Raw genomic sequence first — 25,247 nt, forward strand, 5'->3', positions numbered from 1 at the left:
CCAGGTTAAGACCAACGACGTCGTCACGACATCAACACAGTGCGCGAAGCGCTCGTATTCCTGAATCAGTGGCCAAAAGCGCGTCGGGGACCGGTATTCAGTTGCGCGGTGAGAAGCAGCAACGCAGCGATCGCCGGACAGATGACACCCGAGCAGGCGCGGCAAGCATTGTGGGATTTGCCAGGATTGCCGGGCGTGCTGGCCAAATCTGATTTCGTCGTTGGTGGCGACTGATTTAAAGCTGCAGGAAGATCACCGCCGGTAACGCGTTGGCCCGCTGCTCGCCAAGACGGAAAGAACGCCGCCTTGTGAGTTCCAATAATGGGCGATGCGGGAATTGCACATGTCTGTGCCCATCTGTCCGGCCGAAATGCAAATGGCGTCACTGGCGAAGGTCAGCGAACGCGGCACGCAGGGCTGGATTCTTTTGACTTGCGGCAAGCCGACATAGGTGCTGGCTTGATGTCTCGGTCACTGCGACGTGTCATGCCGATTCATTCGTCAGCTACCATGACGATGCGGCGCGTCGCCTGCGATCAGTTGATCGAACCGCGGTGCAATTCGGGACGCTTCGTCGATCCCGACAGTTGCGCAAAGGGAAGCCAAATCAGCGACTAGAGGCAACGTGGCTACGGATTCGAAGGGACCCCGCTGTTGCCGAAGAGGTGACTGGTGGAATGTCAAAGATCACCTCTTGAAAGGCCATTTGGGGCCACCTAATTCGATAAAGCCGGATGCCGCTATCGGGTCCTGGCACGGGAATGACGGTCCGGCCCTACGGTGGATCGAGTTCGGTTCATGTCGCTTCGCAAGGAGGATGTGTTCCGGCGTCTGCCCGAACCCCTCTTTCTCGCATTCTGCGAGGTTGCGCGATCGGGCCGCTCGGTCTCTGTGCTGATCGCCCCTCCTGTTGCCATCGATCGATTCCGCTTCCGGTGCGCACGCACGTGTCGCGCGTGGCAATCATGCAAGGTCGTGAATCATAGGAGGATGTACATGCTTTTGTCGGATTTCGGCCGCATCGGGTTCGATCCGTTTGTGGAAATGCGGCGCATGCAACAGGAAGTAAACCAGCGTTTGGCCGGGCTGACCGCCAGCGCCGCTCAGGAGTTTCCGCCGATCAATCTTTGGACTGGCGAGGACAGCGTGGCGGTGGCCGCGGAACTGCCGGGGATATCACCTGACGAAATCGGCCTCACGGTGCGCGAGAACATTCTGACATTGAAGGGAACGCGCGAGCCTCGAACGGAGGACGAGAAATCCGTCTGGCACCGCCGTGAGCGCGCCTATGGGACCTTCTCCCGGACAGTGCAATTGCCATTCCGCGTCGACCCGGAACGGGTCGAGGCGCGTTTCGCCAACGGGCTGCTCGAAGTCGAGTTGCACCGGCCGGAGGCGGATCGGCCGAAGAAGATCCAGATCAAGGGATAGAGGGAGGCAAGCATGGCTCAGGAACTGAAGACAACCGAGCGCCAGGTGCCAAGTACGCTCGACGGTAGCGAGCGTACCCGTTCGCGTCCGGTGTTCGTGCCGCGCGCCGATATCTACGAGACTCAGGACAATGTCGTCCTTCTCGTTGATATGCCCGGCGTCGCTTCCGACGGGGTCGATATCACGCTCGAGAAGCGAACGCTGGCGATCCGTGGCTACGCGGCCAATCAGCAGCACCAGAACTATCGCCAAGTCTACGCGGAATATGACGCGGGCGACTACGAGCGTGTCTTCACCTTGTCCGAGGACATAGATCGCGACGGCATCGAGGCGTCGCAGAAGGACGGCGTCCTGCGTCTTGTGTTGCCAAAGGCGGCGCCGGCTAAGGCCCGCAAGATTCCACTCAAGATGGCTTAGCCTTGGAGATATGAGGAGGTTGACGATGCAGATCAGAGACCTGATCCCCTGGGGCAATAACAGGGGAAACGAAGTCGCGAAACGCGAGGAGGATAACCCCGTCCTTTCGCTGCAGCGTGACGTGAACCGATCTTCGAGGATTTCTGGAAACGGTTCGATCAACCGTTCGGCGCATTCGGACGCCTGGATGTCAGCGGACCTCCAGTTGATATCGCTGAAACCGACAGCGCGCTCGAGGTATCGGTCGAGCTTCCCGGCATCGATCGGAAGGATGTTGACGTCTCTGTGACGGACAATGCGATCACCATCAAGGGTGAGAAGAAGAGCGAACGAGAAGAGAAGTCGAAGGGCTATCACCTGTCGGAGCGTGCGCGTGGTTCGTTCTATCGGTCGATCCCTCTGCCGTTCGGCGTCGACACGGAAAAGGTCAACGCCGAATTCAGGCACGGCATCCTTACCGTGACGCTGCCAAAGACCCAGGAAGCACTGTCACGGGTGAAGAAGATCGAAGTGAAAGCGAACTAAAAACGCCACACGAATATCATCAGACGCGGCGGACAATTTACCGCCGCGTCTCATGTTACTGCGCCAATTTATGCCGCGTATATACAGTGAGCGCGGTTCGGGCGCGCGCCAAATCTTCTCGCGCAACGAGCAGCATCTCGTCCGCCGTATCCAGCGCGGCCAAGGCTCTCGCGGTCGGACTGGGGCACTCGATGTTGACGCGAGCCCATGCGCGGTCGATTTCGGCCAGAGCCGCGCGAACATTGGCGATCGCGCGTTCGATGGCGTCGTAAAGTGCGATCTCCTCCTCAGCCAGGGCTTTGCCAGCCATTAAACTTCAAGCGAAACGCCGTCACTTTGCCCGCTGAATATCATCAAAAACGAGGCTGCCAACACCACATCACGTTATCGCGCAGCGACGGCGCAATCATCATCTTTGGAGGTGCACCTGCCGGAGTTCGCGGAGTGCTCATACAGGCGCGCACAAAGGTGATGAGTTGCTCAAGGGTCGTTGGATCCCACGGTTTGGTGATCGCACCCAGCGCGCCTGGGATCTGCTCAGGAGTGCCGGTCACGAAAACAACCAGAGCGGCAAATTCATGGGCCAATGCCGATGCAATTTGCGGTCCGGTGAGGCCGTTATGCAGGTTGAGATCGACGAGCGCGAGATCGGGAATGGCGGCCTGCCCAGAGCAAGAGTCTGCTTGGCGTCAGAAGCTGTCCCGACCACTTCGTCACCGAGCGTGGTCAGGTGTGACTCCAGATCCATCGCGAGAACTATCTCATCCTCGACGATCAAAACCTTGAGCGGCTCTATTGCCTCTCCATCTGCTTTCGTAAAAATGCGCGTCGGCGTATCTCCTGCCGAAAAGCGCGCCGAGCAGCCCCCGGTAACGAGGCTAACGCCTGACCGGTCGAACCGCCGCCACGTTCAAAGGGGCCATAGTAGGCGTCGAAGGACGGCAGCACGAAGCTGTGCTCTTCAGTGCCAGTCTGAATGTCCCGAAAGCCGATCTCGGCGAAGAGCCGCTAGAGCCGCTCCGCGTCGCCGAGTGCGAATGTCCGAGATGCGCCCTGAACATCGATCTAAGTGCCGGACTGCCAGCGCCGCGAGGGTAGCCCGAAGTAGGCCGCGACGTCTCGCGAGCGGCGGAAGCGCGTGGGATCGTCGATCGCGTCATGAACGAAAACCGCCGTTACCGAGCCGACGCCGGGATGGCCATGAAGCGCCGGCATGGTTCGCTGCGCGCCACCGTTTTGACGACGCAATCGTGCAGCCGGCAATACTGTCTCCACAGTGCCGCGCGCGCCGACAGCGTTGCATCCATCAGTTCGGTTGACAGCAGATTGTCCGCCACAGCCCCTGCTTGAAAACCCCGCGTCCGTGGCAATCCAAGTTTCTCGAGTTCTGGATTGCAGCCAGGGCGACAGCGATCCGGCCTCGTGGCCGACGCGGTGCAGTCGCGCCAGACACGGCTCCAGCACCGCAAACTGTGCCTCGGGATCCGTCACCATCGTTGCCGCCAGATCAAAGACGACGTGCGTTGCCTGGTGGTGGTCGCAGTGGAGGAGATAAACGGCTTGGTGATGCTGAAATGCGGCGCCTCCCTGCCACCGGAAAGCGCTCGATTCAGGCTTGCTTGTAAAAGTCCTCCGGAGTTCCCCCCGTTCGGACGGGAGTGCGGCACGCAGCTTGATGGACGATGGTCTGGACGCACCCAAAGAGCTTACCGCGAGATGCCACCAATAAAAGCTAGGTCGCCATGACACAGAAAAACAGCAAACTTTGCGGTCAAAAACAGCGACGAGAGGGCACGAAGCTACCGTGGCCGGCGAATTCAATTCGCGACAATGGTCGGGCAAGGGTATAAGGTCCATGCTTGGAGAGGCAAAACGCCGCTCGTCCGGCTTTTTGCCCATGTTTCAACCCGTCGTGAATATCGAAGACGCGCAGACGCTGGCGCAGGCGATCGTCAATACGATCACCGAGCCGTTTCTCGTGCTCGACGAGCAGTTTCGCGTGCTGGCGGCCAGCCGCTCCTTCTACTACACATTCGAAGTCGACCCAGGGCAGACCCAAGGCTCGCTGCTTTACGCGCTCGGCGACGGTCAGTGGGATATTCCGGCACTTCGCCTGCTGCTGGAGACGATCATTCCCGAGAAGACCGCCATGGACGATTTCGAGGTCGAACATGATTTCCCGCGGATCGGCCGTCGCACCATGCTGCTCAATGCCCGCAAGGTGCTTTACGACCATAGTTCGGCCATCACCATCCTTCTCGCCTTCAATGACATAACGGCCCGTCGTATCATCGAGCGGGAGAAGGAAGAACTGCTCGGTCGCACCGAAGACCTGCTTCGGCAGAAAGACGTCCTGCTGCGCGAGATGGAGCATCGGGTTGCCAACAGCCTGCAGATCATTGCCTCGATCCTGTTGCTGAAGGCACGCTCGGTGACGTCGGAAGAGACGCGCCAGCATCTCAAGGACGCCCATCAGCGCGTTCTGTCCGTGGCCGAGGTGCAACGCCATCTCCACACCTCCGCCGGCGTCGACGAGATCGATGTCGGCTCTTACCTACCGAAATTGTGCAGCAGCCTCGCCTCGTCGATGGTCGGCGAAGCCCAGCCGATCACGGTCACCGTGATGGCCGAAGGCGGCAGGATAGATTCGCAAAGGGCAGTCAGTCTGGGACTAATTGTCACCGAACTCGTGCTCAACGCCATCAAATATGCTTTCCCCAAGAAGAGAACCGGCGCTCGCATCCAGGTGAGCTACGAGACCGCGGGCAGTGACTGGAAACTGACGGTTTCGGACAATGGCGTCGGCAAGATCGCCAACGACGTACCGGCTACCGGACTTGGAACAGCCATCGTCGAAGCACTGGTGAAACAACTGGAGGCCAGGGTGGAGATTATCAGCGATATTGACGGCACCAGCGTGTCGGTCACCCGGGCGACGTTCACCTCGCGCGTGCCGCGAGCGGCGTAAAAACCGTTACTACGATGCTGCCTTCCGGACATCGCCTGATGTCCAGGGGATCTTCTGCCGCCACGGCCTTGTCCCCGGAGCGCAGGACTGCCAGTCGCATCGCATAAGCCGAAACCTCTCAGTCGGTTGAGGGCGCTTCCGATGGCCAAGATCCGCTTTTTTGGCGTTCAGCCGGTGGGACCAAGCTCTGAAGCTGACGCTGCGCAGGTCTTTGCGTGGATGACTCGGTGCGGTCGGTAAACTCGAAGTGGCGGTTGTGTGCGTCAAGTTCTGCAAAATGGGGCGGCCACGATGCTGGTCATGCGGCTTGGCGTAGAGCGAGCTTCTTGTGCTCGCGCAGGTCGTCAATGTTGATGTAGGGCCTCCATCCAGTTTTCGTTGGTTTCGACAGCCGGCGCCCTGACGAGGCGCAGGCAGCTTTCGGCGTTGGGGAAGATGCGCACGACATAGGTGCGCCGGCGGATTTCCTCATTGAGCCGTTCAAGCATGTTGGTGCTCTTGAGATGCTTGTGATGCTGGCGCGGCAGGCAAAAGAAGGTCAGCGTGCGCTCGATGGTCTCCTCCACCGTCGTCCATCTCGGCCTCGAGCACCTCCTGCATCACCGCACGGATCATTTCGTGAAGTCCGTCCGGGTCTGAAAGCAGAATGTCTTTGACGGCAGCGCTGGCGGTCTTACTTTCAACCTTGGTCATGGTGGCGTTCCTTCGCGGGAATCGGCGACATGAACAATCACCAGATCCCATGGCGACGGATGGATAGCGGCGCGTGCTCTGGCAGAGTGACGCTGCTAACAAACACCCCGCGGAGGAACACCATGCATGTAGTGGCCGACCGATCCGAAACTCTGACTGCTATCCGGACTGGTCTGGGCGCAATCTTCGTATCGCTGGAGCTCAGCCGTTCAACCTGGCTGATCTCGTCGTTGTCGCCAGGTGGCGGCGAGAAGTTGTCGAAACACAGTGTCCCCAGTGGTGATTTATCCGCCTTGTTCCGTCGCTTCGATAGCGTGCGAGAGAAGGCAAGAGCACGCATGGGGCCAGACTTCCCCGTCGTCGCTATCCAGGAAGCCGGGCTCGATGGCTCCTGGATCCATCGGGTTCTGAGCAAGGCGGGGATCGAGAGCTACGTCGTTGATCCCGCTTCTATCGCAGTGTCTCGTCGCAGTCGCCGAGCCAAAACCGATAAGATCGATGGTGAAACGCTCGTCTCTCCTTGCCTTCAAGCGAGGCGAACCGCGCATATGTGCAATGGTCAAAGAGCCAACACCGGAGCAGGAGGATCGCCGGCGTATCTGTCGTGAACGCAAGGTACTGACGACCGAACGGGTATATAAAACGCCGCTCACTCAGAATGGTCTCGTCGCCCGAGCCCAGCGGCCGTAGGCGGGATGTTGGTGCAGCCGTGAAGAGCAGCGACCGAATGTGAGGTTGATCTGCTCGGTTACGAGCAGAGTCCTGCAAGTCGGGTTCAACCTGGATCCCATAATCGATATGACAAGCTAATCCCACTTTGACCGGCGCTCAGCACACCTAATTTCGAGCCGCGCCGACCTACACACCCGCTATCGACATGATCCGAGTGGCGGCCTGAACTAGGCCGGCAAACTCATGTTCGTTGGCACTGTTTTTCGCTTGCATCCCGGTTAGGCGGGGACAGACGCCCTACTGCGACGCCTGCCCGGCTTGTCCGTGTCTCGCTCGCCTGACGTTTCGGGTTCGGTCTCAATGATCTCGCCCGCCACCACGGCGCGGGTCCGCTCCAGCATCGCGGGGATGTCCCGCGCGGGCAGCGGGCGGCTGAGCAGGAAGCCCTGCGCCTCGGTGCAGCCTTCTCTTCGGACCCGTTCCAGCTGCTCCACGGTCTCGACGCCCTCGGCGGTGGTCTGCATCCCGAGGCTGTTGCCGAGGCTCGTGACCGCTCGAATGATGGCGACGGAACTGTCGATATCTCCGGCGTCCGTGATGAAGGATTGATCGATCTTGATCTTGTCGAATGGGAACGAGCGCAGATAGCTCAAGCTCGAATATCCGGTTCCGAAGTCGTCCATCGCGATATGAACGCCGAGCATGTGGATATGTTGCAGCATCGAGAGAGTCGCCTGGCTGTTGGCCAGCAGCACTGTCTCGGTGATCTCAAGCTCAAGCCGGCTGGGGGGCAGTCCCGAGATATCCAATGCCTCGACGATGGTGGAGAGCAAGCGCGCGTTGCGAAATTGCGCCGGCGACAGATTGACGGCGACCTTGATGCTACCGGGCCAGCTTGCCGCGTCGAGACAGGCTTGCTTGATAACCCATTCACCGATCGGGACGATGAGGCCGATGTCCTCGGCCAGCGGGATGAATTCTCCCGGGGATACGATGCCGCGCGTCGGGTGATGCCAGCGCAGCAGCGCCTCGAAGCAGCTGACCTCGCCGCGGTCGAGATTGAGGAGCGGTTGGTAGTAGATTTCGAACTGCTGCCGCACCACCGCTTCGCGCAGGTCGAGTTCGAGAAACCGCCGCGCTTGCATGCGCGCATCCATTTCCGGTTCGAAGAACCTATAGGTTCTGCGTCCTTCCGCCTTTGCCCGGTAGAGCGCCATGTCGCCGGTCTTGAGAAGTTGGTCGGCGTCCCAGCCATCGTTCGGCGCAATCGAGATGCCGACGCTGGCGCTGATCATCACGCCATGGCCATCGACAACATAAAGTGCGCTCAGCCCATCAATGACTCGTTGGGCAAGGGCTGTAGATTCGACCGGCTGATCAACCGCGGTTTGAATGATCACGAATTCATCGCCACCGAGCCTGGCCACGGTGTCGCCTTCACGGACGACCTGTTTCAGTCTAGCGGCAACCTCCCTCAGCAAGGCGTCGCCAGCCGGGTGCCCCAGCGTGTCGTTGACCGCTTTGAAGTGATCGAGATCGAGGCAGAGGAAAGCAATCTTGCTACCATCACGCCGCATCTCGACCAAAGCCTCCTCGGCGCGTTCGCGAAACAATATGCGGTTTGGAAGCTCGGTAAGTCCGTCGTGGCGCGCCATGTGGGAAATTTTGGCCTCGCTGCGCCGCAAGTCGGTCACGTCATGGTGCGTGGCAAGCCACCCGCCGCCCGGCAGCGGCTGATGAATGAGGTCGATAGTGCGCCCGTCCCTGAGTTCCACTAGGCTCACCACGCGCTCGGCACGATCGATAGTCGCCGTCAGCTGCTGCAGATACTTTTCCGGGTCTTGGCCGACATAGAGGCCCGCCGCGATCCGGAACCGCATCAAATCGACCCATGGCGTGCCGGGACGAGTCAGAACCTCTGGCACATGGTAGAGATCGGCGTAGCTTTGGTTGCACAGAACCAGCCGCCTCTCCGCATCGAACATGCAAAGCCCCACGGGCATATTGGCGGCAGCCGCAGCCAGTTGCTGACGCTCCAGCTCGGCTTCGCGGGCCAGGGCATCGCTGCGCTCCAGACTGGCTCGGTAGCCGGCAAAGGCCGAGAACAGCACTCCTACCTCGTCCCGACGATCTCTTTTCAGCGCAATGAGGCTCGAGCGGCGCTCGCCCTGCGCCAAGCAACGCATCGCCTCGGTCACGGCGAGGATCGGCTTGCTGACATTGTGGCGTATCCAGGCGACAAGCCCACCAAGACACCCGGCGGCAAAGAGAACTGCCAGCCAAGTCAATCTTTGCGCGACGGTATAGGTGCTATCCGCCATCGTCGCGGCGGCCGTGCTGCGCTCATTGGTGAGGGCCAGCAGATCGTCCAATCGCTGCGAGGCGGCGGCAACGGTCGGGAGCGATACCGTCTCGAACTCCTTGACAGCCATTGTTCGCCCTCCTGTTTCGAGGAGCGGGAAAATCGATGTCAGGGAATCTTCGTAGGCCGTCCATAGGTTGACGAACTGGTCGAACAGCTGCTGCTCGGCCAGCGATCCGGCACTCCGGCGATAGGCGCGCCGACCTTGCAGTATTTCGTCGCTTTCCCTCGCCATCTCCTTCTCAATGCCGGCTATCTGCGCAGCCTCGGCAGTGCGCACGCGCAACGTCGCATAGAGCTGGTGTTCCGCGAGGTTGCGCTTCATCTCGCCGACGATCTGGACCTGGGGCAACCAAACGCTGGTGATCTCGCTCGTGACCTTGTTGAGTGATCGCAGTTGCGCGACCCCAAATACTCCCACGGCCACGACGCACAGCAGCGCCAGCCCAAAGCCCAACGAGAGCTTGGTCCCGACGCTAATGTCCTTTAGCCCTCTCATCTAGAAAACTGCAAACGCAAGACCAGTCCTCGTCAAATAGCATCGAGCTTTAGCGAATAGTAAAAGTATTCCTAGTGTCGCGTCTAAGGTATTAATGCTGGCTTAAGACTGCGTAATCCCCTAGAGGATCGACCAAACCACGTTGTAAAAGGCCGGCGGATGAAGCTCACCGATTTCCATATGATCCGATGACGGGCCTACAAAAAGATCGAGGTGCTCGCACCTAGTCTTGGAAGCCGCTTGCAGCTTCTCTCACCGCACCGTGGGATCGGCCTTCGATCCCCTTCGAATGTAGCGAGGCCAGCCCATATTATGCACGACGATGGGGCTTTGAGGCTGGCAGTCGAATCTATGATCGGCAGTGTTCATCAGCCGAGGAAGGAGCGCCGCGGCGCGCGCCGAGGCGGTGCGCGAACTCGAGCGTGATCGCCGAGATCGAGGCGAAGGAGCCGCTCGAAGCGCTCGACACCTTCATGGCGCAGAACGCATCGATGATCCAGGCCCAGCATGCAGCCTCCAGCTTCGATGTCCATCGGGTCCTTCAGGCCATGGACCACGAGCCGAGACCGCCGCAAGGCGATGCCGGACTGATGCGGCTGCCGGTGGTCGACATGCAAGGCCGGCCGCTGGCCAGCGAAGCCGAGTTGCGCTATTCCATTTTCCACCGCTTGACCTCGGGCGCGGTGAAGGTGGTGGCGGTGCAGCTAAAGGGAACTCCGACTGGAGCCATGCTGACACGCACGTTCACCGTGGAGGGCGTGCCCTACCGCATGGACCTGTTCGGCGGCAGCAAACTGAAGCCGCCGCAAAAGAGCCTGAACCAGCTTGCCTCTCACCTGCCTTTCACGGCCGCAGAGGCCCCAAGCGGCAAGCTTTTGGCGATCCCCTATGCCGAGACGGCTCCGGGTACGGCCTTTGAGCAGCTGTCGCGGGCCTGGGCGCCGTTCAAGGAAGCCTATTACTATACCCAGCGCCGCGGATTTGCCGCGCCGCCGGGCATCCCCGACATTGGCCCCCATGATTATGCGCTGGAAGGGTGCTTCAAGCTGTCCCTTCTGCCCGACCATCCCGCAGGCGCAGTGCATCCCTTCCGGTTCGAGGGGCGAGACGGCGAGATCGCCTTGCGGCCGCATGACGGCTGCGGCTTCATTAGGGCCTCACTGGCCGAGCGCATGCCGTCCATTGCCCGGGCTCGCCACGACGCTCCCGAGCGGATGCCTGCCTATGCCGATAAAAGGCAATCGGCGGTACCGCCCTCGGCGCTGCAACATTATCCGCGTAGCGTCGAGGTAGCACAGGAGACCCGCGAGAAGGCTCAGGCTTGGCTCGAAACCCATCAAAGCCTCACCGCCGAGGAGCTGTTCCGGACGGTCACGGGCGGGCATATCGAGGGTTCGAGCGCTATCGCCGTGCCGTCCAGCGACGAATGCCTGCATGTGCCGACGGGCAAGAGCAAGACCTTGACCCGTGACGCTGGCGTGCTTGTCGGACGCTCCCCCTATGACAAGCCCAACCTGCGCCCGTTCGCCGCCGACCGGGTCAGGTCGGCGCGCGATGGCGACCGGACCGCGGCGTTCCTGGATCGGTGCGTGGCCTTCCAATATAGCTTCAACGTCGCGCACAGGTCGGGGGCTGGGCTTGCCGCCGACGATCCGACCTTCTTTGCCAAAGGCATCTTGATCGTTGTGCCCGACGAAATGTGGCCGGCGGACTTCGCCGAGCGCGGGGTCGTGATGTCTGCCGAGGACGTAAAGTGCCATTCGTACTGGCTGGAGGAAAAGGACCGGGTCAAGGCCGACACCGCGCTCGAGTGCGTCGGCATCCTGCAGGCGACGGAGGTGTTCGCGCCCGGCTCTTTGGTTGCGGTTCCGAGCGTCGAACAAAAAATGCTCGACGGCGATTTTGATGGCGACACCGTCGTCATCATTGGCGACCAGCCTCGCCTTTACGAGCATGTGCGCCAGTTCGACGCGCAGCTGCAGGCGCGCGGCATCGCCTCGATGAAGCCGCCGAAGTCGCACACGCCGGCCATTGAGAAAAGCGGCTACCAGTTCACCCGGTCCAAGCAGATCCTGTCGGCCACCGGGCTGGTGCTGGAGACCTACAGCTGCCTGCAGCGCAACGTGCTGGCGCAGCCGCTGGAGGCGCAACGCTGGTTTGCCGAGCGTGCCATCTTCGGCACCTACGAGGGCATTCATAATGAGCTCAAGGCCGACATCCGCGCACTGTTGCAGGAAGATCGGCCGGATGGCCAGGCCCTCCATGAGCTCATCGCCAGGGCGAGGGAAGACAGCAAGGCCGCCAGGCATCCGGTGGCCTGCGAACTGGCCGCGTTGTTAGTGGCCGAGCTCCAGGACTGGAACCTGCAGCTCAATAGCGAGCCGGCTCATGAGCAGTCGGAAGTCAAGCTGCATGAAAGCGCCATCAATCTGTTGAGCGTCGGCATCAAGGTCGGCACTGACGCCTACAAGTCCGATACCGGTGCGCGGGTGTTCATGCAAAAAACCACCGAATTGCAGCGGCTCTTGGAGCAGAGGCCGGGCTTCAAGTCGGCGCCATATGTCAAGGCGCAGGCGGCAAAGCTCCACCAGGGCCGGTTCGACGTCGATGGCAGCCTGGCGGATCTGAAGGACAACCCCACGCTGGCGGCATCGGTCATGGAGGCCTCGATCAGACTCGCCGTCGAAAAGCGCATTCTGCTCAGCGCCTTAGCAATCTCGGCCGAAGACGACCGCGCCAGCACGATAACGCTGAGCAGCGAACAGGCCCTTGAGCGGGCCAGGCTCGAAGCCGCCCCCGCCGAAGCGCAAGAAAGCGCGATTACCAAAAATTGTGCATGCGGTTGCCGAGCTTTTGCGGCAGGACGGCATCGAGGTGAAGGTGCCGCATCTTGACCAACGGTCGGGCGGGCAGGTCTGGATAGCCGACGAGTTGACCGGCCAGAGCGTGAGCACGGCGCCGGAGGCCCAACTGGTCACCAATGCCGTGCGCCATGTCTTCGAGATCCCGGACGAGGCTTTTACGCGCGCCTTCAGGAAGGCGGCACTGGCCTTCGAGGAGCGGGACTGCAGCGAGGTCGAGACCACCAACTGGGTCATCAGGATGGACAGGCCGCGGTTACGCGGCGTTCACACGGCGTTCAGAACCGCGCAGAACTATCGCTTCGAGGTCGAGTTCCCTACGCCGGCCAGTTATCGGGCCGAGCTCGCGCACCGCGCGCAGAGCGAATGCGAGCTAGTCCCCATTCCCCGTGGTGCTGGGAGATATTACACTGGGACTCGTCAGGAGAAAGCAGGTCGAGGGCGGCAGGGACCTCCAGGTCGCCCATCGTCGCAAGACAACAGATTGCGGTCGCTCGCTCGCCGCAAGCCGGCGAGATCCTCGCGGCCCTCGGTACGCGGCCGGTCGTGCTCGTCGGCATGCCGGCGAGCGGCAAGTCGACCATCGGCGCCCAGCTTGCCAAGGAGTTGGGGGTGGAGTTTGTCGACATCGATAAGCATATCGTCGCCGATCACGGCAATCTGATGGAGATGTTCGCCGACCCTGGCCGTGGCGAGGCGCACTTCAGGGACCTGGAGACCAAAGAGCTCGCCAAGCAGCTGGAGAGAGGCCCCATCGTCATCGCAACCGGCGGCGGCTGCTTTGGCAAGGAGTCCAATCAAGCCCTGATTCTTAATAAGGCGAGGTCGATCTGGCTCGACACCCGAGCTGAAAGAGCTCCGCAGGCGCCTCGAGAGGGACACCAGCCGGCCGCTGCTGCAAGGCGCCGACATCGAGCAGAAGGTTGACCAGCTGTACGAAGAGCGCAGTCCGTTCTACCAAAAGGCCGATATCAGGTTGCCCCTCGTCCCGCCCTTTCAAAAAGACAAGAAGGACGCCCGCATTTGCGTGAAGGAACTCTACGCTTTCCTGTGCAGCGACAGAGAAGCCGCTCTGCCCGCTGCCGAGATATCACATGTCTCCGGTGCTTCCGGCACCGCCACCAGCATGTCCCCAACAGCTCAGCGCATGCACGATGATCATCACAACGGCTACGATTGCGGGGGCGGCGTCGTGGAAACCATCCAGGCGCCGGCGGCACTATTGAGTGAAAGGGAACGGCCGCCGCTCCTCGACACCCTCACCGCCGACCCGCAGCCTTTGCTGGCCGGCAATAACGCACGAGCGAATTTAGCGTCTTCCACGAGAAGCAGGGAACGCTCAAGTCGAGGACGATAGCTTAGGCGTCGCAGGTTTGGTGCAGGGTGCGGGTTCGCACCGAATGCTAATAAAAGTGGGAAACGCATGCATAAGTCGTGAGAAGCCTGATGGCCGAGTTGATCCGGCCTGGATGACACAAACGTACAAAGACGAACCGCCGGTGCCGGGTCGCGCGCCAAATCCTGGTGATCGACCGGAAAGGATCAGCTCCGAGTCTAAACGGCATCGTCAACTTAATGAAGCGCGGATACTATGACAGAGTGACCCAATCCACCGCCGCGCCATTGCGTCGGTTTCGACAGATAAGATGGATTGGGCAGGCGAGCTCAAAAGAGCGATTGTAAATCGCAGTTGTAGCAGTGTAACAAACTGCGTAACAAAAAGCGCGAAAAGATTAGCATTTTCAGCAGGATAGGCGTGAAACCGAATCCCTCCCTCTCCGCCATCGATCCCGAGAAAACCGGACATTTCCTGGGCCGCCTGCCGCATATCGCGCAGCCAATAGGACAAAGCCGCTCGAGCCGGGACACTCTGGCCTTCGCGGAGGCCGTAAAGCTTCGGCGATGGGCAGGCCCATCCGGCATCTCCGCACATCGCTTCTGTCCGCAAGCGCAGCCATGCCGCTGTGAATTTACCAGCCGCTTTAGCCCAAATGGGGAAGAGGCCCGGCCCACGATCTCGTAACGGTTGGTTCGCCGAACCCAGTTAGGAGACCACGATGCGCAAAGCCTCTCTCGCCATCGCAGCTTTCTTCAGCCTTTCCACTGTCGTATCGGCATGCGTGTCGATGGACGGCAACGTCGTCGTGAACAACTGCAATTATCGCGTCATGGGAAATTACAAAGGCTCGGATGGCAGTTGGGGTGGCTTCGGCCCCATCCGCGCGGGCGGTCGTGAGGCAACTTCCAAAAGACGCGATGCCGGCTGGGACATCAGCTTTTGCAACTATGAAGCATGGGGGGGCCGGCACATGTCGGCCGAAGGATCCCAGGCAGATGTAAGCTTTCAAGCACGTCACTTCGCGCGCTTGGCTCGTTGCCGACGATGTGGCCGGCATCGTACGCCTGCCACTCTGTCGGCGCACGATAAATCCGTTACTGCTCCTTCTTGAGCAGGTCCTGGAAGATCAGCTGGCCCCAAGTGCGGCCGCGTGCGTGCACCAGCGTGCCGCCCTCGTTGAGCTTCCCCAGCTTGACCGGTGCGAACCCGAGTTGTTTGGCCAATGCCGCCACGGGAGCGATCGCGTCCTCGTCGTCGCTCGACAGAAAGACGACCCGGTGCCCGCCCTCGACGATCGGATCGGCAGCCAGGGTGGCCGCAATCAGGTGATTGAAGCCTTTGACGAGCTTGGCGCCGGTGAACGCCTTCGCGACGAAGGCGGAGGACGGCAGACCGTCCAGCTCTTCGGGGACTGGAAACACGTTCGTCGCGTCGATGATCGTCTTGCCTTCCCAGCTTGGCAGCGCCTTCGCGACATCCGGGTACGATTCAAAGCGGACAGCCAAAAAGATGATGTCCGCCTTGACGGCGTCCGCCAGTGTTTTCGGGATGATCGTGGGTCCGATCGCGGCCGCGTCGGATGCAAAGCTTTCCGGGTCGCGCGTGGTTGCCACGGACACTTCGAGGCCCTTGCGGGCAAATGCCTTGGCAAGAGCCTGGCCGATCTTGCCGAAGCCGATAATTGCGTAGCTCATGTATACTCTCCTTCAGTTTACCAGGCCCTGCGGGCTCGGGATATCGAATGGAATGAACGGCGGGGCGTAGCGGGTCAGATTTGCGCCAAGCCCCCGTCGACGGCGACCTCGCTGGCAGTCATGAAGCTGCTGTCGGGCGACGCGAGAAACGCAGCCGCCGCCCCGATCTCCGCTGGATCGGCCATACGCTGAAGCGGATTCATCGAGGCGAAGACCATCAAGCCCTCCTCGCCTATCGCTGCCTTCGCGAGTTCGGTCGCCGTCGGCCCGGGCGACAGCACGTTTACCCGGATGCCGGTGCCTTTCAAGTCTTCCGCCCAGGTCCGCGCGAGGTTGCGCACGGCCGCCTTGCTCGCGCTATAGACGCTGAATGCGGGCGCGCCCGTGGTGCCGGCGCTCGATCCGGTCAGGATAATCGAACCGCCCTCGCCCATCAGCGGCAGCGCCTTCTGGACCGTGAAGATCGTACCCTTCACATTGGTGTTGAAGGTCTCGTCAATGTGCCCGGCGGTGAGCTTGCCGAGCGGAAGCAGGCTTCCCACCCCGGCGTTGGCGAAGATGATGTCGAGGGTTCCGCGCTCGGCCTTCACCGCCGCGTAGAGCCGATCGAGGTCGGCCTCATCCGAGACCGAGCCCTTCACCGCGCGGGCATTGGGCCCGAGCTCGGCCACAGCGGCGTCTAGCGCTTCCTGCCGGCGGCCGAAGATGAAGACGAAGGCGCCCTCCTCGATGAAGCGCTTTGCAGCGGCGAGGCCGATGCCGGTGGCACCACCCGTTATAACCGCAACCTTACCATCCAGTTTTCCCATGACTTAATCCTTCCAGGCTCTGTCTTTGGTCGTTCGGGGACGCCCCGAGAACCTCTAGATGGGCCCGCCGGGGTCGCGCGGTGAGTGCGGAAGCGCGCACATCGGTGGTGCAGAATCGATCCGCTTTCAGGATTGACGCCAGCCCGCGACGATCCGTGTCCGCCGTTCGGAATAGCGTCGCCCTTGTCGACACAAGCCACGATATCCCGCCCCTACTGCTGTAGGATGTGTTAGATACGGGCTTTGGAAGGCGCACCGCGCGGTGCCGGATTGCACCATGATCGACTGGGATGACGTTCGCTACTTTCTAGCCGTCGCACGCGGAGGCTCGGTGCGGGCTGCCGGCGCGCAGCTCGGGGTGAATCACTCGACCGTGCTGCGACGCATCGCACAGCTTGAGGAACGCCTCGGGGCGCAAATGTTCGAAAAGCTGCCTTCAGGCTACCGCCTGACCGCTGCGGGCGAGGAGGTCCTCGAGCTCGCGAACCAGATGGAAGCGTCGTCGCACCAGCTGGAGACGCGCGTCTTCGGGCGCGACCAGGGCGTACGCGGACTTCTGCGGGTGACGCTGGCACCGCCCCTCGCGACGCACCTGCTCATGCCGGACTTCGCCGATTTCGCGCACCTGCATCCAGACATCGAGATGGAAATCTTGTCGTCCGGCGAGCTGGCAAATCTGACCAACCGAGAGGCCGACGTGGCGATCCGCGTCGTCTACGACCGCAAAACCCTGCCGCTCAATCTTCACGGCCTGAAGGGAGCGGAGGTGTTTGGCGGCGTCTACATGTCCCGCGACCGCCTGGCCGCGTGGCGTGCGGGCGCACCTGATGCCATCCGGTGGATCGTCATAAGCGTTCATGGAATTCCAGAGTGGGCCAGCGCGGGTGAGGTTGGCACCACGGGAGTTCCATTCAGGATCACGGACGCCGAGGCGCAGATCGTTGCCGTACGGCAAGGTCTCGGGATCACGACACTGCCGTGCTTCGTCGGAGATGCCGACCCCCTGCTGGTGAGGGTGCCGGGCACCGACCTGCACCTGTACGGAACGCTCTGGCTTCTCACACATGGGGAGACACGCAAGACGAAGCGCGTTCGGCTCTTCACTGAGTTCGTATCCCGCAGGCTCGCCGCCTACGCTCCGCTTCTCGCGGGACTGTCCACATCGCGCGACTGACGCCCGGCGGGTCGCCCGCGACGCTTGCAGTGGATAGGTGCCTGCAAGCGGACAGCGGCATCTATTGCGGTTGCAAATGCTCGGCCATGAAGTCGATGCACGCCTCAGTCTGGGCCTGATCTGTCGACCGGCCGGCCAGAAAACGTTGAACTAATCGGTCCCTGGGGGGCATGGGCGGTGGAGGAATGGGCGGCGGCGGCACAGGAGGTTTCGGAACGGATGCCTTCTCCGAAGATCCCTCTGCTTCACGGCGCGTGACCAGTCGCTGATCTGACCTCAGGCCGCCTCACCCGACCGGTGCTCGGCAATCGCACTCAGAAAAACCTGGCCGAATTCCTTGAGCTTTGCCGCCCCAACCCCATTCACTTCGGCGAAGGCGTCGAGATCGTGCGGGCGGCGCTCGGCCATGTCGATCAGCGTGCGATCCGAGAACACCACATAGGCCGGCACCTGGCGCTCCTTGGCGAGCCGCAGGCGCAAGGATTTGAGCGCGGCCAGTAGCCCGGTGTCCACAGCCGACTGCCCGAGATCCTGCCCGGAGCGCATCTTGCCGCGCAAGGCGCGGCTGCGTACCTCGACACGATAATGGAACGGCACCTCGCCACGGCCAAGCGCATGACCCTTTTCGGCGATGGCGAGGCCGCCATGACCGGCCGGATCCGGCATCAGGAACCCGCCGGCGACGAGTTGCCGGATCAGCGATAGCCAGAAATCCTTCTTGTGCGCCAGACCACTGCCGAAACTCGTGAGCCTCTGGTGGTTCCTGGCAAGCACCTTCTCGGTTTCATGGCCGAGCAGGATGTCGATGACATGACCGGCACCGAAACGCTCACCGCTCTGGGCGATCGCCGTCAGGATGATCCGAGCCTCGGCTCCGCCATCGGCGCGCGGGGCCTGGTCGAGGCAGGTGTCGCAATTGCCGCAGGGCTGCGCTTCCTCGCCGAAATAGCCGAGCAGCACCTGGCGGCGGCACTGCGCCGTCTCGCAATAGCCTATCAGCGTGTCGAGCCGGCCATGCGAGCGCCTCTTGTGCTCGGGCGGCGCATCCTCGTCGTCGATGAACAACCTGCGCATGCGGATATCGCCCAGGCCGAACAGCATATGCGCCTCGGCGTCCCGCCCATCGCGGCCGGCGCGGCCTATCTCCTGGTAGTAGGCCTCCAGGCTGCCCGGCATGTCGGTGTGGAAGACATAGGCGACGTCAGGCTTGTCGATGCCCATGCCGAAGGCGATGGTCGCCACCATGACGACGCCGGACAAGGTCATGAAGCTGTTCTGGTTGGCGTCACGCGCCTCCTTGCTCATGCCGGCGTGATAAGCGAGCGCGGTGACGCCGTTCTTCTCGAGGAAGGCCGCCATCTCCTCCGTCTTCTTGCGCGACAGGCAATAGACGATGCCGCTGCGGCCGGGATGGCGCTCGACGAAGCGCAGCAATTGGCGCTTGCTGTCCTGCTTGGCCTCGATGGCAAGCTTGATGTTCGGCCGGTCGAAGCCCAGCACCAGGGTCTCGACGCGCTCGGCAAACAGCCGGGATTCGATGTCGGTGCGCGTGCCTTCGTCCGACGTTGCCGTCAGCGCGATGATCGGCACGCTGGGAAAGATGCCGCGCAGACGCGACAGGTCCTCGTATTCGCGCCGGAACGCCGGCCCCCATTGCGAGATACAATGCGCCTCGTCGACGGCGATCAGGCTGATATCGAGCCTGGCCAGCGCCTCGAGCATCCGTTCGGTCATCAACCGCTCCGGCGCGAGATAGAGCAGGCGCGTCTGGCCCGAGGCGACGCGACGCCATGCGGCAATATTGGCATCGCGGTCGATCGAGGAATTGATCGTATCGGCGGCCACGCCGGCAAGCCGCAAGGCGGCGACCTGATCCTGCATCAGCGCCACCAGCGGCGAAACGACAATGGTGAGCCCGCCCAGGACAAGCGCCGGCACCTGGTAGCAGAGCGATTTGCCGGCACCAGTCGGCATGACAGCCAGCACATGACGCCCGGCCAGCAACGCGTCCATGACATCGGCCTGCCCGGGGCGAAAATCATCGAAGCCGAACACGTCCTTCAGCACGCGCCGCTTGGGATCCAGCTCTTCTGTCGCGAGGGCCGCCGGTGCCTGCATCACCGCGCGTCCACGGTCGGCGTGCTTATTGGCATGTCATAGCCGAACTCGGCGCAGAAACGTTGGACGCGGGCGAGAAATGCCGGGGGCAGGCCGCCGAGATAGGTCCTGAATTCTTCATTCCGTTCCCATTTTCTCAACGAAGCCACCCGGATCGGATTGTCCGGGTCCTCGCTGAAACGAATGCGCGGTGTCAGTCCGAATGACTGCGCGATTCTGTCCTGCTGCGCATCGGGCGCGCCGATCATGTCTTCGTAGCGGACGAAAAGGATCTGCCGGTGCGGTTGTGCCTTCTTCAGCCGGATCAGCGCGTCGTATTCGGTCAGCCAGCGTTGCGGCGTGACGTGGAACCGACGCTGGTTGCGTGTTTGCGGATGCGAACTTGTCAGCGTGTCGAATGGATGGCGCACGCAATAGATCAAGCCGATGGAGGTCGGTAGCTTCGCCAGATGCGCAAAACCGCGCGCATCGCGCTTGACGACGAGGTTCGATTCCGGCCGGTCCAACATGTCCAGCATTGCGTATCGCGCTTCGGGCGGATGGACGAAAATGTCCTCGAAACACCTCATCAGCCGCTGTGTCAGCGTCGTCCCGCTGCGTGCGCAGCCCGAAATGAAAATTCTGTTGGCGGGCGTCGCGCGTGCATATGTGCGTCTTTGCATGCGCTGTCTCAGAGACAGCGGCACGAACCGCAGAAACTCCCGCACAACCCTTCGCGCAGCCGCTCCAAACGCAGCCTCAAGCCTGTGAGCGCCCTTCATCCGCAATTCCGCTGGGCCGCGCGGCGCGGAACGCGCCGCTTGGGGTCCATGGCCAAGATGCTCGTCGCCGACATCAGCATCAGGCGGACACCGGGCTGGAATTTCGTAGACTGGAGAGGATGTGGAAACCGGTCAAGACGACTCTCTGGCGTGACGCTTTGGAGTAGCGCAGCCGTCATCCAACCACAACGCCCCCTTTGCAGGAACCTGCCGTTGATGAGGCCATCGGCGCTTGCCAGCCGGATGCCGTGCACATCCGAAAGCAGCTTCCCCTAGGACACCTGCACCCCGCTGGATTCCGCCACGCACCACGATGTAAGCTCCGTCCGGCAAGCCAGGGAGGGCGCGATGCTGCAGACCAGACAGAATGTTCTCGGCGAGCGGTTCCACCTGCAGCGCGCCGCCTTCGAGGCGCAGTCTTTCCCCAACTTTGACGTTCGCAAGGATCGCCTCAAACGCCTGCTCGCGCTGACCGAGCGGCATGAAGCCGACATCTGCACCGCCATCGACACCGACTTTGGCGGCCGTTCCGCGCATGAGACGCGTCTTGCGGAACTGTTCGTCGTACGTGCCGGCATCCGCCACGCGCTGTCGCACCTCAGGGGCTGGATGCGCGAACGCCGCGTTGCCACCACCATGCCGTTCCTGCCCGGCAGAAATCGCCTCATCCCGCAGCCGCTCGGTGTCATCGGCATCGTGTCGCCCTGGAATTATCCTTTCCAGCTCGCCGTCGCGCCGGTCATCGCGGCACTCGCGGCCGGCAACCGCGTGCTCATCAAACCTTCCGAATTGACGCCGGCATTTTCCGCGCTGCTGGCCAAACTCGTTGCCGAGCATTTCGCAGCCGATGAGCTCAGCGTCATCAGCGGCGATGCGGAGATGGGAAAGGCCTTCGTGTCGATGCCTTTCGATCATTTGCTGTTCACCGGCTCGACCGCGGGCGGACGCCAGGTCGCGATCGCCGCGGCCGCCAATCTGACCCCGGTCACGCTCGAACTGGGCGGCAAGTCGCCGGCAATCTTCGATCCGTCATGCGACCTCGACGCGGCAGTATCGAGCATTGCCTACGGTAAGCTGTTGAATGCCGGGCAGACCTGTATCGCGCCGGATTATCTTCTGGTGCCGAAGGGGCAAGCAGGCACGGTCGCTGCCAGGCTCGCAACGGCGATCGCTAAGCTCTACCCGACTCTACGCGACAACCCCGACTATACCGCCATCATCAGCGACCGGCATCACCAACGCCTGCGCGACATGATCACTGAGGCGCGTGATGCCGGCGCCGACATCACCGAAATCAACCCGGCCCGCGAGGAACTCGGCGCCACCAGCCGGAAACTACCGCCGACCCTGGTCCGCAATGCCGGCGCAAGCCTGCGGCTGATGCGCGAAGAGATCTTTGGGCCGGTGCTGCCCATCGTAGAATACACCGGGATCGACGAGGCGATCGCCCATGTGAACGGGGCCGACCGCCCGCTGGCACTCTACTGGTTCGGCCGCGACAGCGGCAACCGTCAACGCATCCTGCATGAGACGGTCGCCGGCGGCGTCACCGTCAACGACTGCATGCTGCATCTGGTACAGGAAAACCAGCCCTTCGGCGGCGTCGGCGCCAGCGGCATGGGCGCCTATCACGGCGAATGGGGATTTCGCACCTTCAGCAAGGAGAAACCGGTTTTCATGCAGTCGCGGCTGAGCGCGGGAAGCCTGCTGCGCCCGCCCTACGGCAAGACGTTCGAACGGCTTTTCAGCCTCCTGCGGCACATCACCTGACCGACCGAGCTACGCAGCCCCGGTGCATTAAGACTATCTTCACCACGGTGCGGCAGGGTCCTCATCCTGCGGTGATGTCTTGAGTACCGCGGCGCCACAAGCGCCCAGGCAACAGACCCGCGCCTCTTTCTGGGGTGCGGGTCATTCCCGCTCGATCTCTTACCCCTCGTTAGAGCAATTCCAGGAAAAGTGTGAAGCGGTTTTCCGTCTAGAATTGCGTCAAAACAAAGAGTTAGAGCAGCTCGCCGTTTCCGTGAAACGGTGAAATGCTCTAGCCGAGGAAATCGGCCCGGTGCGGCGTAAAGCTGTCGACCAGCCGCCCCGCTTCCAGCGCCTTGACGCCGTGCACCAGGCCCGACGGCACGATGAAACTTCCGCCCGTCCCAACGATCTCGGTCCGACCGTCGATGGTCACCTCGAAGCGGCCTTCGGCGACATAGCTTGCCTGGACGTGCGGGTGCGAATGCAGGGCGCCGACGCCACCCTTGTCGAAGCCGAATTCGACCAGCATCAACTCGTCAGTGTGCAGGAGAATGCGGCGCCTGTTGCCGTCCGGTGTCGCCGTCCAGGCGCCCTCGCCGGCATGCGCGAAGATCTTTGCGGTCATCGTCGTCTCCTCAGAGCAATTCCAGGACAAGTGTGAAACGGTTTCCGTTCGGAATTGCGTCAAAACCTAGCGTGCCAGCCAGCCACCATCCACCGGCACCACCGCGCCATGCATGTAGTTGGACGCCGGCGCCAGCAGGAAGACGGCGGCATCGCCAATGTCGCCCGCCTCGCCCCAGCGGCCGGCCGGGATGCGCGCCAGGATAGCGGCGCTGCGGTCGGGATCGGCGCGCAGCGCCTGCGTGTTGTTGGTTTCGATATAGCCTGGCGCGATAGCGTTGACGTTGATGCCTTTTTGCGCCCATTCGCAGGCAAGCAGCCGGGTGATGCCCAGCACGCCATGCTTCGAGGCGGTGTAGGACGCCACGCGAATGCCGCCCTGGAAGCTCAGCACCGAGGCAATGTTGACGATCTTGCCTTTCCGCTCAGCGGCCAAGGCACGCCTGGCAAAGCTTTGGCAGAGCAAAAAAACCGCCTTCAGATTGACATCCATGACGTCGTCCCAATCGGCCTCGCTGAGATCGACGGCATCGGCGCGCCGGATGATGCCGGCATTGTTGACCAGCCCGTCGAGCGGGCCGCTTTTGTCCCAGACGCGGTCGAGCAAGGGGCCGGCGGCTGACGTGTCGGCAAGATCGGCGCTCACCGCCTCGAATTGCCCGCCCATCGTTGCGATTTTTCTTGCCGTATCGTCCATCGACGAGCGGCCGACGCCGATCACCGTGCCGCCGGCGCGTGCGATCGATACGGCGATGCCCTGGCCGATGCCGGTGTTGGCGCCGGTGACCAGGATACGTTTTCCGGCAAGGCTGAAGGGGTCGCTCACCGCAGATCGCCTAACGCCACCGGGTCGACATCGGTGTAGTCGACATTGTCGCCGGCCATCGCCCAGATGAACGCATAATTGGAAGTGCCGGCGCCGGAGTGGATCGACCAGCCCGGCGACAGCACGGCCTCTTCGTTGCCCATGACGATATGGCGCGTTTCGTCCGGCTCGCCCATGAAGTGGAAGACGCGCGCCGTCTCGGCCAGGTCGAAATAGAGATAGGCCTCCATGCGCCGGTCATGCACATGGCAAGGCATGGTGTTCCAGATAGAGCCCGGCGCCAGCTGGGTCATACCGACCACCAGCTGGCAGGTCTTTGCGCCATCGGCATGGATGAACTGGAAGATCGAACGCTCGTTGCAGGCATCCTTGCTGCCAAGATCGAGGCGCTTTGCATCGCCGATGCGGATCAGCCGGCTGGGATGAGCCAGATGCGCCGGCGCGCTGAGCAGATAGAACTTCGCCGGCGCCCCCTCGTCCGCTGAGGCGAAGGACACATCCTGTGTGCCCATGCCGAGATAGAGCATGTCGCGCGCCTGCAATTCGAAGGACTGGCCGCCGGTCGTGATGACGCCCACGCCACCGATGTTGACGGCGATCAACTCGCGCCGGTCGAGGAAACCTTTGGTGCCGGTCGGCTTGATCGCCTCCAGTTGGAGCGGCGAGCCTATCGGCACGGCGCCGCCGACGATCATGCGGTCGTAGTGGGTGTAGGTCAGGCTGATGCGGCCGGACTGGAACAGGCCGTCAATGTGGAAATTGTGACGGAGTTCATCGGTTCCCATCGCCGCGGCGGCAACCGGGTCTATGGCAAAGCGGGATGTGTAATCGGTATGGCTCTGGCTCATTTTCGTCCTGACTTGAAATGGGTCATTCGCCGGCGGCGGCCCTGACCGAACTGGCATAGAAAGCCTGACGCGCATGCAGGCGCTCGCGGTAGCGCTGCTGGCTGGCTGTGAGGTGCGCGCGCATTGCCTCGCGCGCCGCTTCGGCATCGCCCGATGTGATCGCATTGAGGATCACCAGATGTTCGCGCTGCAGCCCGCGCTGGTAGCTGTCGGATTGCGCCAGTTCGGTCGACCAGGGCGAGGTCACGTCGCACGGAATGGCGCGCCGGCCGAGCACGTCGAGCATCTCGACATAGAATGGGTTGTTGGTCGCGCTGGCGATGGCGCGGTGGAAGGCGAGGTCGGCCGGGCCGGTCGGCTCGCTGGCAAGCAGCAGCCGCTCGAATTCGAAGAAGGCTTCCTGGATCGCCGCCTCCTGCGCGGCGTTGCGGCGAATAGCGGCGATCCCGGCCGACTCGATCTCGATTGCCAGGCGTACCTCGAGCACGTTGAGCGCGATCGAATCCTTGGCTCCCATGTCGGCGGCAAGCGCTCCGAACATCGTCGAGAGATGCTCGGTGACGAAGACGCCGGCGCCTTGACGCGGCTCGACCAGGCCGTCGGCGGCAAGCTTGGCCAGCGCCTCGCGGATGACGGTGCGGCTGACGCCGAAGGTCTCGGTCAGCTGGCCCTCGGTCGGCAATTTGTGGCCAGGCAGGATTTCGCCCGCCTGCAGTTGCTTGCGGATCGCCGCAACGACGGTCTCCGACAGCTTGGGTTTTCTCTCGACCTTGAGATCGGCGGATGCAGCGGACACGTGATGGTCTCCTAAAGCAATTCCAGGAAAAATGTGAAACGGTTTCCGTCCGGAATTGCGTCAAAACAAAGGGTTAGA

At 62.0% G+C, this 25,247-nt stretch carries 23 protein-coding genes and 3 pseudogenes; 12 read left to right on the top strand and 14 right to left on the bottom strand.

Features of this window, described 5'->3' with window-relative positions:
* Positions 1-39 precede the first annotated feature (39 nt).
* The 4 genes from P3C39_RS09110 (at position 40) to P3C39_RS09125 (ending at position 2,373) form a co-directional block, all read left to right on the top strand.
* Positions 40-234 (top strand): DUF982 domain-containing protein, encoded by a 195-nt coding sequence (locus tag P3C39_RS09110; RefSeq protein WP_245463528.1) that lies wholly within the window; start codon positions 40-42, stop codon positions 232-234.
* Positions 235-798: 564 nt separating this feature from the next.
* Positions 799-1,431 (top strand): Hsp20/alpha crystallin family protein, encoded by a 633-nt coding sequence (locus P3C39_RS09115; RefSeq protein ID WP_126057616.1) that lies wholly within the window; start codon positions 799-801, stop codon positions 1,429-1,431.
* A gap of 12 nt (positions 1,432-1,443) precedes the next feature.
* A complete protein-coding gene (locus P3C39_RS09120; protein ID WP_127318690.1) occupies positions 1,444-1,848 on the top strand; it encodes an Hsp20/alpha crystallin family protein in 405 nt (134 codons plus the stop codon).
* A 258-nt stretch (positions 1,849-2,106) separates the two neighbouring features.
* Positions 2,107-2,373, top strand: coding sequence for an Hsp20/alpha crystallin family protein (locus P3C39_RS09125; protein WP_245463532.1), 267 nt, complete (start codon positions 2,107-2,109; stop codon positions 2,371-2,373).
* A gap of 55 nt (positions 2,374-2,428) precedes the next feature.
* Here the strand turns inward: P3C39_RS09125 and P3C39_RS09130 are convergent, their stop codons facing one another.
* The 3 genes and pseudogenes from P3C39_RS09130 to P3C39_RS09140 form a co-directional block, all read right to left on the bottom strand.
* Entirely contained in the window at positions 2,429-2,683 is a 255-nt protein-coding gene (locus P3C39_RS09130; protein ID WP_127318692.1) for a hypothetical protein, read from the bottom strand.
* Positions 2,684-2,726: 43 nt separating this feature from the next.
* Positions 2,727-2,960 carry a hypothetical protein gene (locus P3C39_RS09135; protein WP_127318694.1) on the bottom strand — a complete coding sequence of 78 codons (234 nt, stop codon included), beginning with the start codon at positions 2,958-2,960 and terminating at the stop codon, positions 2,727-2,729.
* 481 nt (positions 2,961-3,441) lie between these two features.
* Positions 3,442-3,879, bottom strand: a pseudogene (locus P3C39_RS09140) (transposase); the annotation flags it as partial.
* Positions 3,880-4,270: 391 nt separating this feature from the next.
* On the opposite strand from P3C39_RS09140, the gene P3C39_RS09145 reads away from it, so the two are divergent.
* Complete coding sequence (locus tag P3C39_RS09145) at positions 4,271-5,341, top strand: PAS domain-containing sensor histidine kinase (protein WP_127318696.1); 1,071 nt, start codon at positions 4,271-4,273, stop codon at positions 5,339-5,341.
* A 298-nt stretch (positions 5,342-5,639) separates the two neighbouring features.
* Here the strand turns inward: P3C39_RS09145 and P3C39_RS09150 are convergent.
* Positions 5,640-5,922: pseudogene (locus tag P3C39_RS09150) on the bottom strand (transposase); the annotation flags it as partial.
* Positions 5,822-6,034: a hypothetical protein gene (locus P3C39_RS09155; RefSeq protein ID WP_275953517.1), complete on the bottom strand. Its 213-nt coding sequence runs from the start codon at positions 6,032-6,034 to the stop codon at positions 5,822-5,824. The gene P3C39_RS09155 and the pseudogene P3C39_RS09150, both read right to left, overlap by 101 nt.
* Positions 6,035-6,156: 122 nt before the next feature.
* On the opposite strand from P3C39_RS09155, the pseudogene P3C39_RS09160 reads away from it, so the two are divergent.
* Positions 6,157-6,670: pseudogene (locus tag P3C39_RS09160) on the top strand (transposase); the annotation flags it as partial.
* 314 nt (positions 6,671-6,984) lie between these two features.
* Here the strand turns inward: P3C39_RS09160 and P3C39_RS09165 are convergent.
* Positions 6,985-9,567: an EAL domain-containing protein gene (locus tag P3C39_RS09165; protein WP_275953516.1), complete on the bottom strand. Its 2,583-nt coding sequence runs from the start codon at positions 9,565-9,567 to the stop codon at positions 6,985-6,987.
* Between the two features lie 422 nt (positions 9,568-9,989).
* On the opposite strand from P3C39_RS09165, the gene P3C39_RS09170 reads away from it, so the two are divergent.
* The 4 genes from P3C39_RS09170 to P3C39_RS09185 all read left to right on the top strand — a co-directional run bounded on the left by P3C39_RS09170 (position 9,990) and on the right by P3C39_RS09185 (position 14,878).
* Positions 9,990-12,461 (top strand): hypothetical protein, encoded by a 2,472-nt coding sequence (locus tag P3C39_RS09170; RefSeq protein WP_245463527.1) that lies wholly within the window; start codon positions 9,990-9,992, stop codon positions 12,459-12,461.
* A 513-nt stretch (positions 12,462-12,974) separates the two neighbouring features.
* Positions 12,975-13,355 (top strand): shikimate kinase, encoded by a 381-nt coding sequence (locus P3C39_RS09175; protein WP_245463526.1) that lies wholly within the window; start codon positions 12,975-12,977, stop codon positions 13,353-13,355.
* Positions 13,324-13,785, top strand: coding sequence for a hypothetical protein (locus P3C39_RS09180; RefSeq protein WP_245463530.1), 462 nt, complete (start codon positions 13,324-13,326; stop codon positions 13,783-13,785). The genes P3C39_RS09175 and P3C39_RS09180 overlap by 32 nt, the downstream gene beginning before the upstream one ends.
* 700 nt (positions 13,786-14,485) lie before the next feature.
* Complete coding sequence (locus tag P3C39_RS09185) at positions 14,486-14,878, top strand: hypothetical protein (RefSeq protein ID WP_275953515.1); 393 nt, start codon at positions 14,486-14,488, stop codon at positions 14,876-14,878.
* Here P3C39_RS09185 and P3C39_RS09190 read toward each other — a convergent pair.
* Both P3C39_RS09190 and P3C39_RS09195 read right to left on the bottom strand, forming a co-directional pair.
* Entirely contained in the window at positions 14,862-15,461 is a 600-nt protein-coding gene (locus tag P3C39_RS09190) for an NADPH-dependent F420 reductase (RefSeq protein ID WP_275953514.1), read from the bottom strand. The two genes, P3C39_RS09185 and P3C39_RS09190, sit on opposite strands and share 17 nt — an antisense overlap.
* 74 nt (positions 15,462-15,535) lie before the next feature.
* On the bottom strand, positions 15,536-16,270 hold the full coding sequence (locus tag P3C39_RS09195) for an SDR family oxidoreductase (RefSeq protein WP_275953513.1): 735 nt from the start codon (positions 16,268-16,270) through the stop codon (positions 15,536-15,538).
* A gap of 277 nt (positions 16,271-16,547) precedes the next feature.
* Here P3C39_RS09195 and P3C39_RS09200 point away from each other — a divergent pair, with 277 nt between their 5' ends.
* On the top strand, positions 16,548-17,444 hold the full coding sequence (locus tag P3C39_RS09200) for a LysR family transcriptional regulator (RefSeq protein WP_275953512.1): 897 nt from the start codon (positions 16,548-16,550) through the stop codon (positions 17,442-17,444).
* A 276-nt stretch (positions 17,445-17,720) separates the two neighbouring features.
* Here the strand turns inward: P3C39_RS09200 and recQ are convergent, their stop codons facing one another.
* Positions 17,721-19,562 (bottom strand): DNA helicase RecQ, encoded by a 1,842-nt coding sequence (recQ, locus tag P3C39_RS09205; RefSeq protein ID WP_275953511.1) that lies wholly within the window; start codon positions 19,560-19,562, stop codon positions 17,721-17,723.
* Entirely contained in the window at positions 19,562-20,224 is a 663-nt protein-coding gene (locus P3C39_RS09210; RefSeq protein ID WP_224674615.1) for a sulfotransferase, read from the bottom strand. The genes recQ and P3C39_RS09210 overlap by 1 nt, the downstream gene beginning before the upstream one ends.
* A gap of 447 nt (positions 20,225-20,671) precedes the next feature.
* Here P3C39_RS09210 and P3C39_RS09215 point away from each other — a divergent pair, with 447 nt between their 5' ends.
* A complete protein-coding gene (locus tag P3C39_RS09215; RefSeq protein WP_275953510.1) occupies positions 20,672-22,093 on the top strand; it encodes a coniferyl aldehyde dehydrogenase in 1,422 nt (473 codons plus the stop codon).
* Positions 22,094-22,364: 271 nt separating this feature from the next.
* On the opposite strand, the gene P3C39_RS09220 is transcribed toward P3C39_RS09215, so the two are convergent.
* From P3C39_RS09220 to P3C39_RS09235, 4 genes are all read right to left on the bottom strand, one after another.
* A complete protein-coding gene (locus P3C39_RS09220) occupies positions 22,365-22,700 on the bottom strand; it encodes a cupin domain-containing protein (RefSeq protein WP_013529048.1) in 336 nt (111 codons plus the stop codon).
* 66 nt (positions 22,701-22,766) lie between these two features.
* Entirely contained in the window at positions 22,767-23,525 is a 759-nt protein-coding gene (kduD, locus tag P3C39_RS09225) for a 2-dehydro-3-deoxy-D-gluconate 5-dehydrogenase KduD (RefSeq protein WP_127367430.1), read from the bottom strand.
* On the bottom strand, positions 23,522-24,373 hold the full coding sequence (gene kduI / locus P3C39_RS09230; RefSeq protein WP_013529046.1) for a 5-dehydro-4-deoxy-D-glucuronate isomerase: 852 nt from the start codon (positions 24,371-24,373) through the stop codon (positions 23,522-23,524). The genes kduD and kduI overlap by 4 nt, the downstream gene beginning before the upstream one ends.
* Before the next feature lie 22 nt (positions 24,374-24,395).
* Positions 24,396-25,169: a FadR/GntR family transcriptional regulator gene (locus tag P3C39_RS09235; RefSeq protein WP_013529045.1), complete on the bottom strand. Its 774-nt coding sequence runs from the start codon at positions 25,167-25,169 to the stop codon at positions 24,396-24,398.
* Positions 25,170-25,247: the final 78 nt, after the last annotated feature.

It is taken from the genome of Mesorhizobium sp. XAP4 (assembly GCF_029269325.1).
Taxonomy (GTDB): domain Bacteria; phylum Pseudomonadota; class Alphaproteobacteria; order Rhizobiales; family Rhizobiaceae; genus Mesorhizobium; species Mesorhizobium ciceri.

Bases quoted from the DNA above. Each gene is read 5' to 3' on its own strand.
- P3C39_RS09115 (WP_126057616.1), top strand. From the start codon at position 799: ATGTCGCTTCGCAAGGAGGATGTGTTCCGGCGTCTGCCCGAACCCCTC.
- P3C39_RS09155 (WP_275953517.1), bottom strand. From the start codon at position 6,034: ATGACCAAGGTTGAAAGTAAGACCGCCAGCGCTGCCGTCAAAGACATT.
- P3C39_RS09120 (WP_127318690.1), top strand. From the start codon at position 1,444: ATGGCTCAGGAACTGAAGACAACCGAGCGCCAGGTGCCAAGTACGCTC.
- P3C39_RS09215 (WP_275953510.1), top strand. From the start codon at position 20,672: ATGCTGCAGACCAGACAGAATGTTCTCGGCGAGCGGTTCCACCTGCAG.
- P3C39_RS09195 (WP_275953513.1), bottom strand. From the start codon at position 16,270: ATGGGAAAACTGGATGGTAAGGTTGCGGTTATAACGGGTGGTGCCACC.
- P3C39_RS09145 (WP_127318696.1), top strand. From the start codon at position 4,271: ATGTTTCAACCCGTCGTGAATATCGAAGACGCGCAGACGCTGGCGCAG.
- P3C39_RS09190 (WP_275953514.1), bottom strand. From the start codon at position 15,461: ATGAGCTACGCAATTATCGGCTTCGGCAAGATCGGCCAGGCTCTTGCC.
- kduI (WP_013529046.1), bottom strand. From the start codon at position 24,373: ATGAGCCAGAGCCATACCGATTACACATCCCGCTTTGCCATAGACCCG.
- P3C39_RS09165 (WP_275953516.1), bottom strand. From the start codon at position 9,567: ATGAGAGGGCTAAAGGACATTAGCGTCGGGACCAAGCTCTCGTTGGGC.
- P3C39_RS09185 (WP_275953515.1), top strand. From the start codon at position 14,486: ATGCGCAAAGCCTCTCTCGCCATCGCAGCTTTCTTCAGCCTTTCCACT.
- P3C39_RS09130 (WP_127318692.1), bottom strand. From the start codon at position 2,683: ATGGCTGGCAAAGCCCTGGCTGAGGAGGAGATCGCACTTTACGACGCC.
- P3C39_RS09200 (WP_275953512.1), top strand. From the start codon at position 16,548: ATGATCGACTGGGATGACGTTCGCTACTTTCTAGCCGTCGCACGCGGA.
- recQ (WP_275953511.1), bottom strand. From the start codon at position 19,562: ATGCAGGCACCGGCGGCCCTCGCGACAGAAGAGCTGGATCCCAAGCGG.
- P3C39_RS09210 (WP_224674615.1), bottom strand. From the start codon at position 20,224: ATGCAAAGACGCACATATGCACGCGCGACGCCCGCCAACAGAATTTTC.
- P3C39_RS09220 (WP_013529048.1), bottom strand. From the start codon at position 22,700: ATGACCGCAAAGATCTTCGCGCATGCCGGCGAGGGCGCCTGGACGGCG.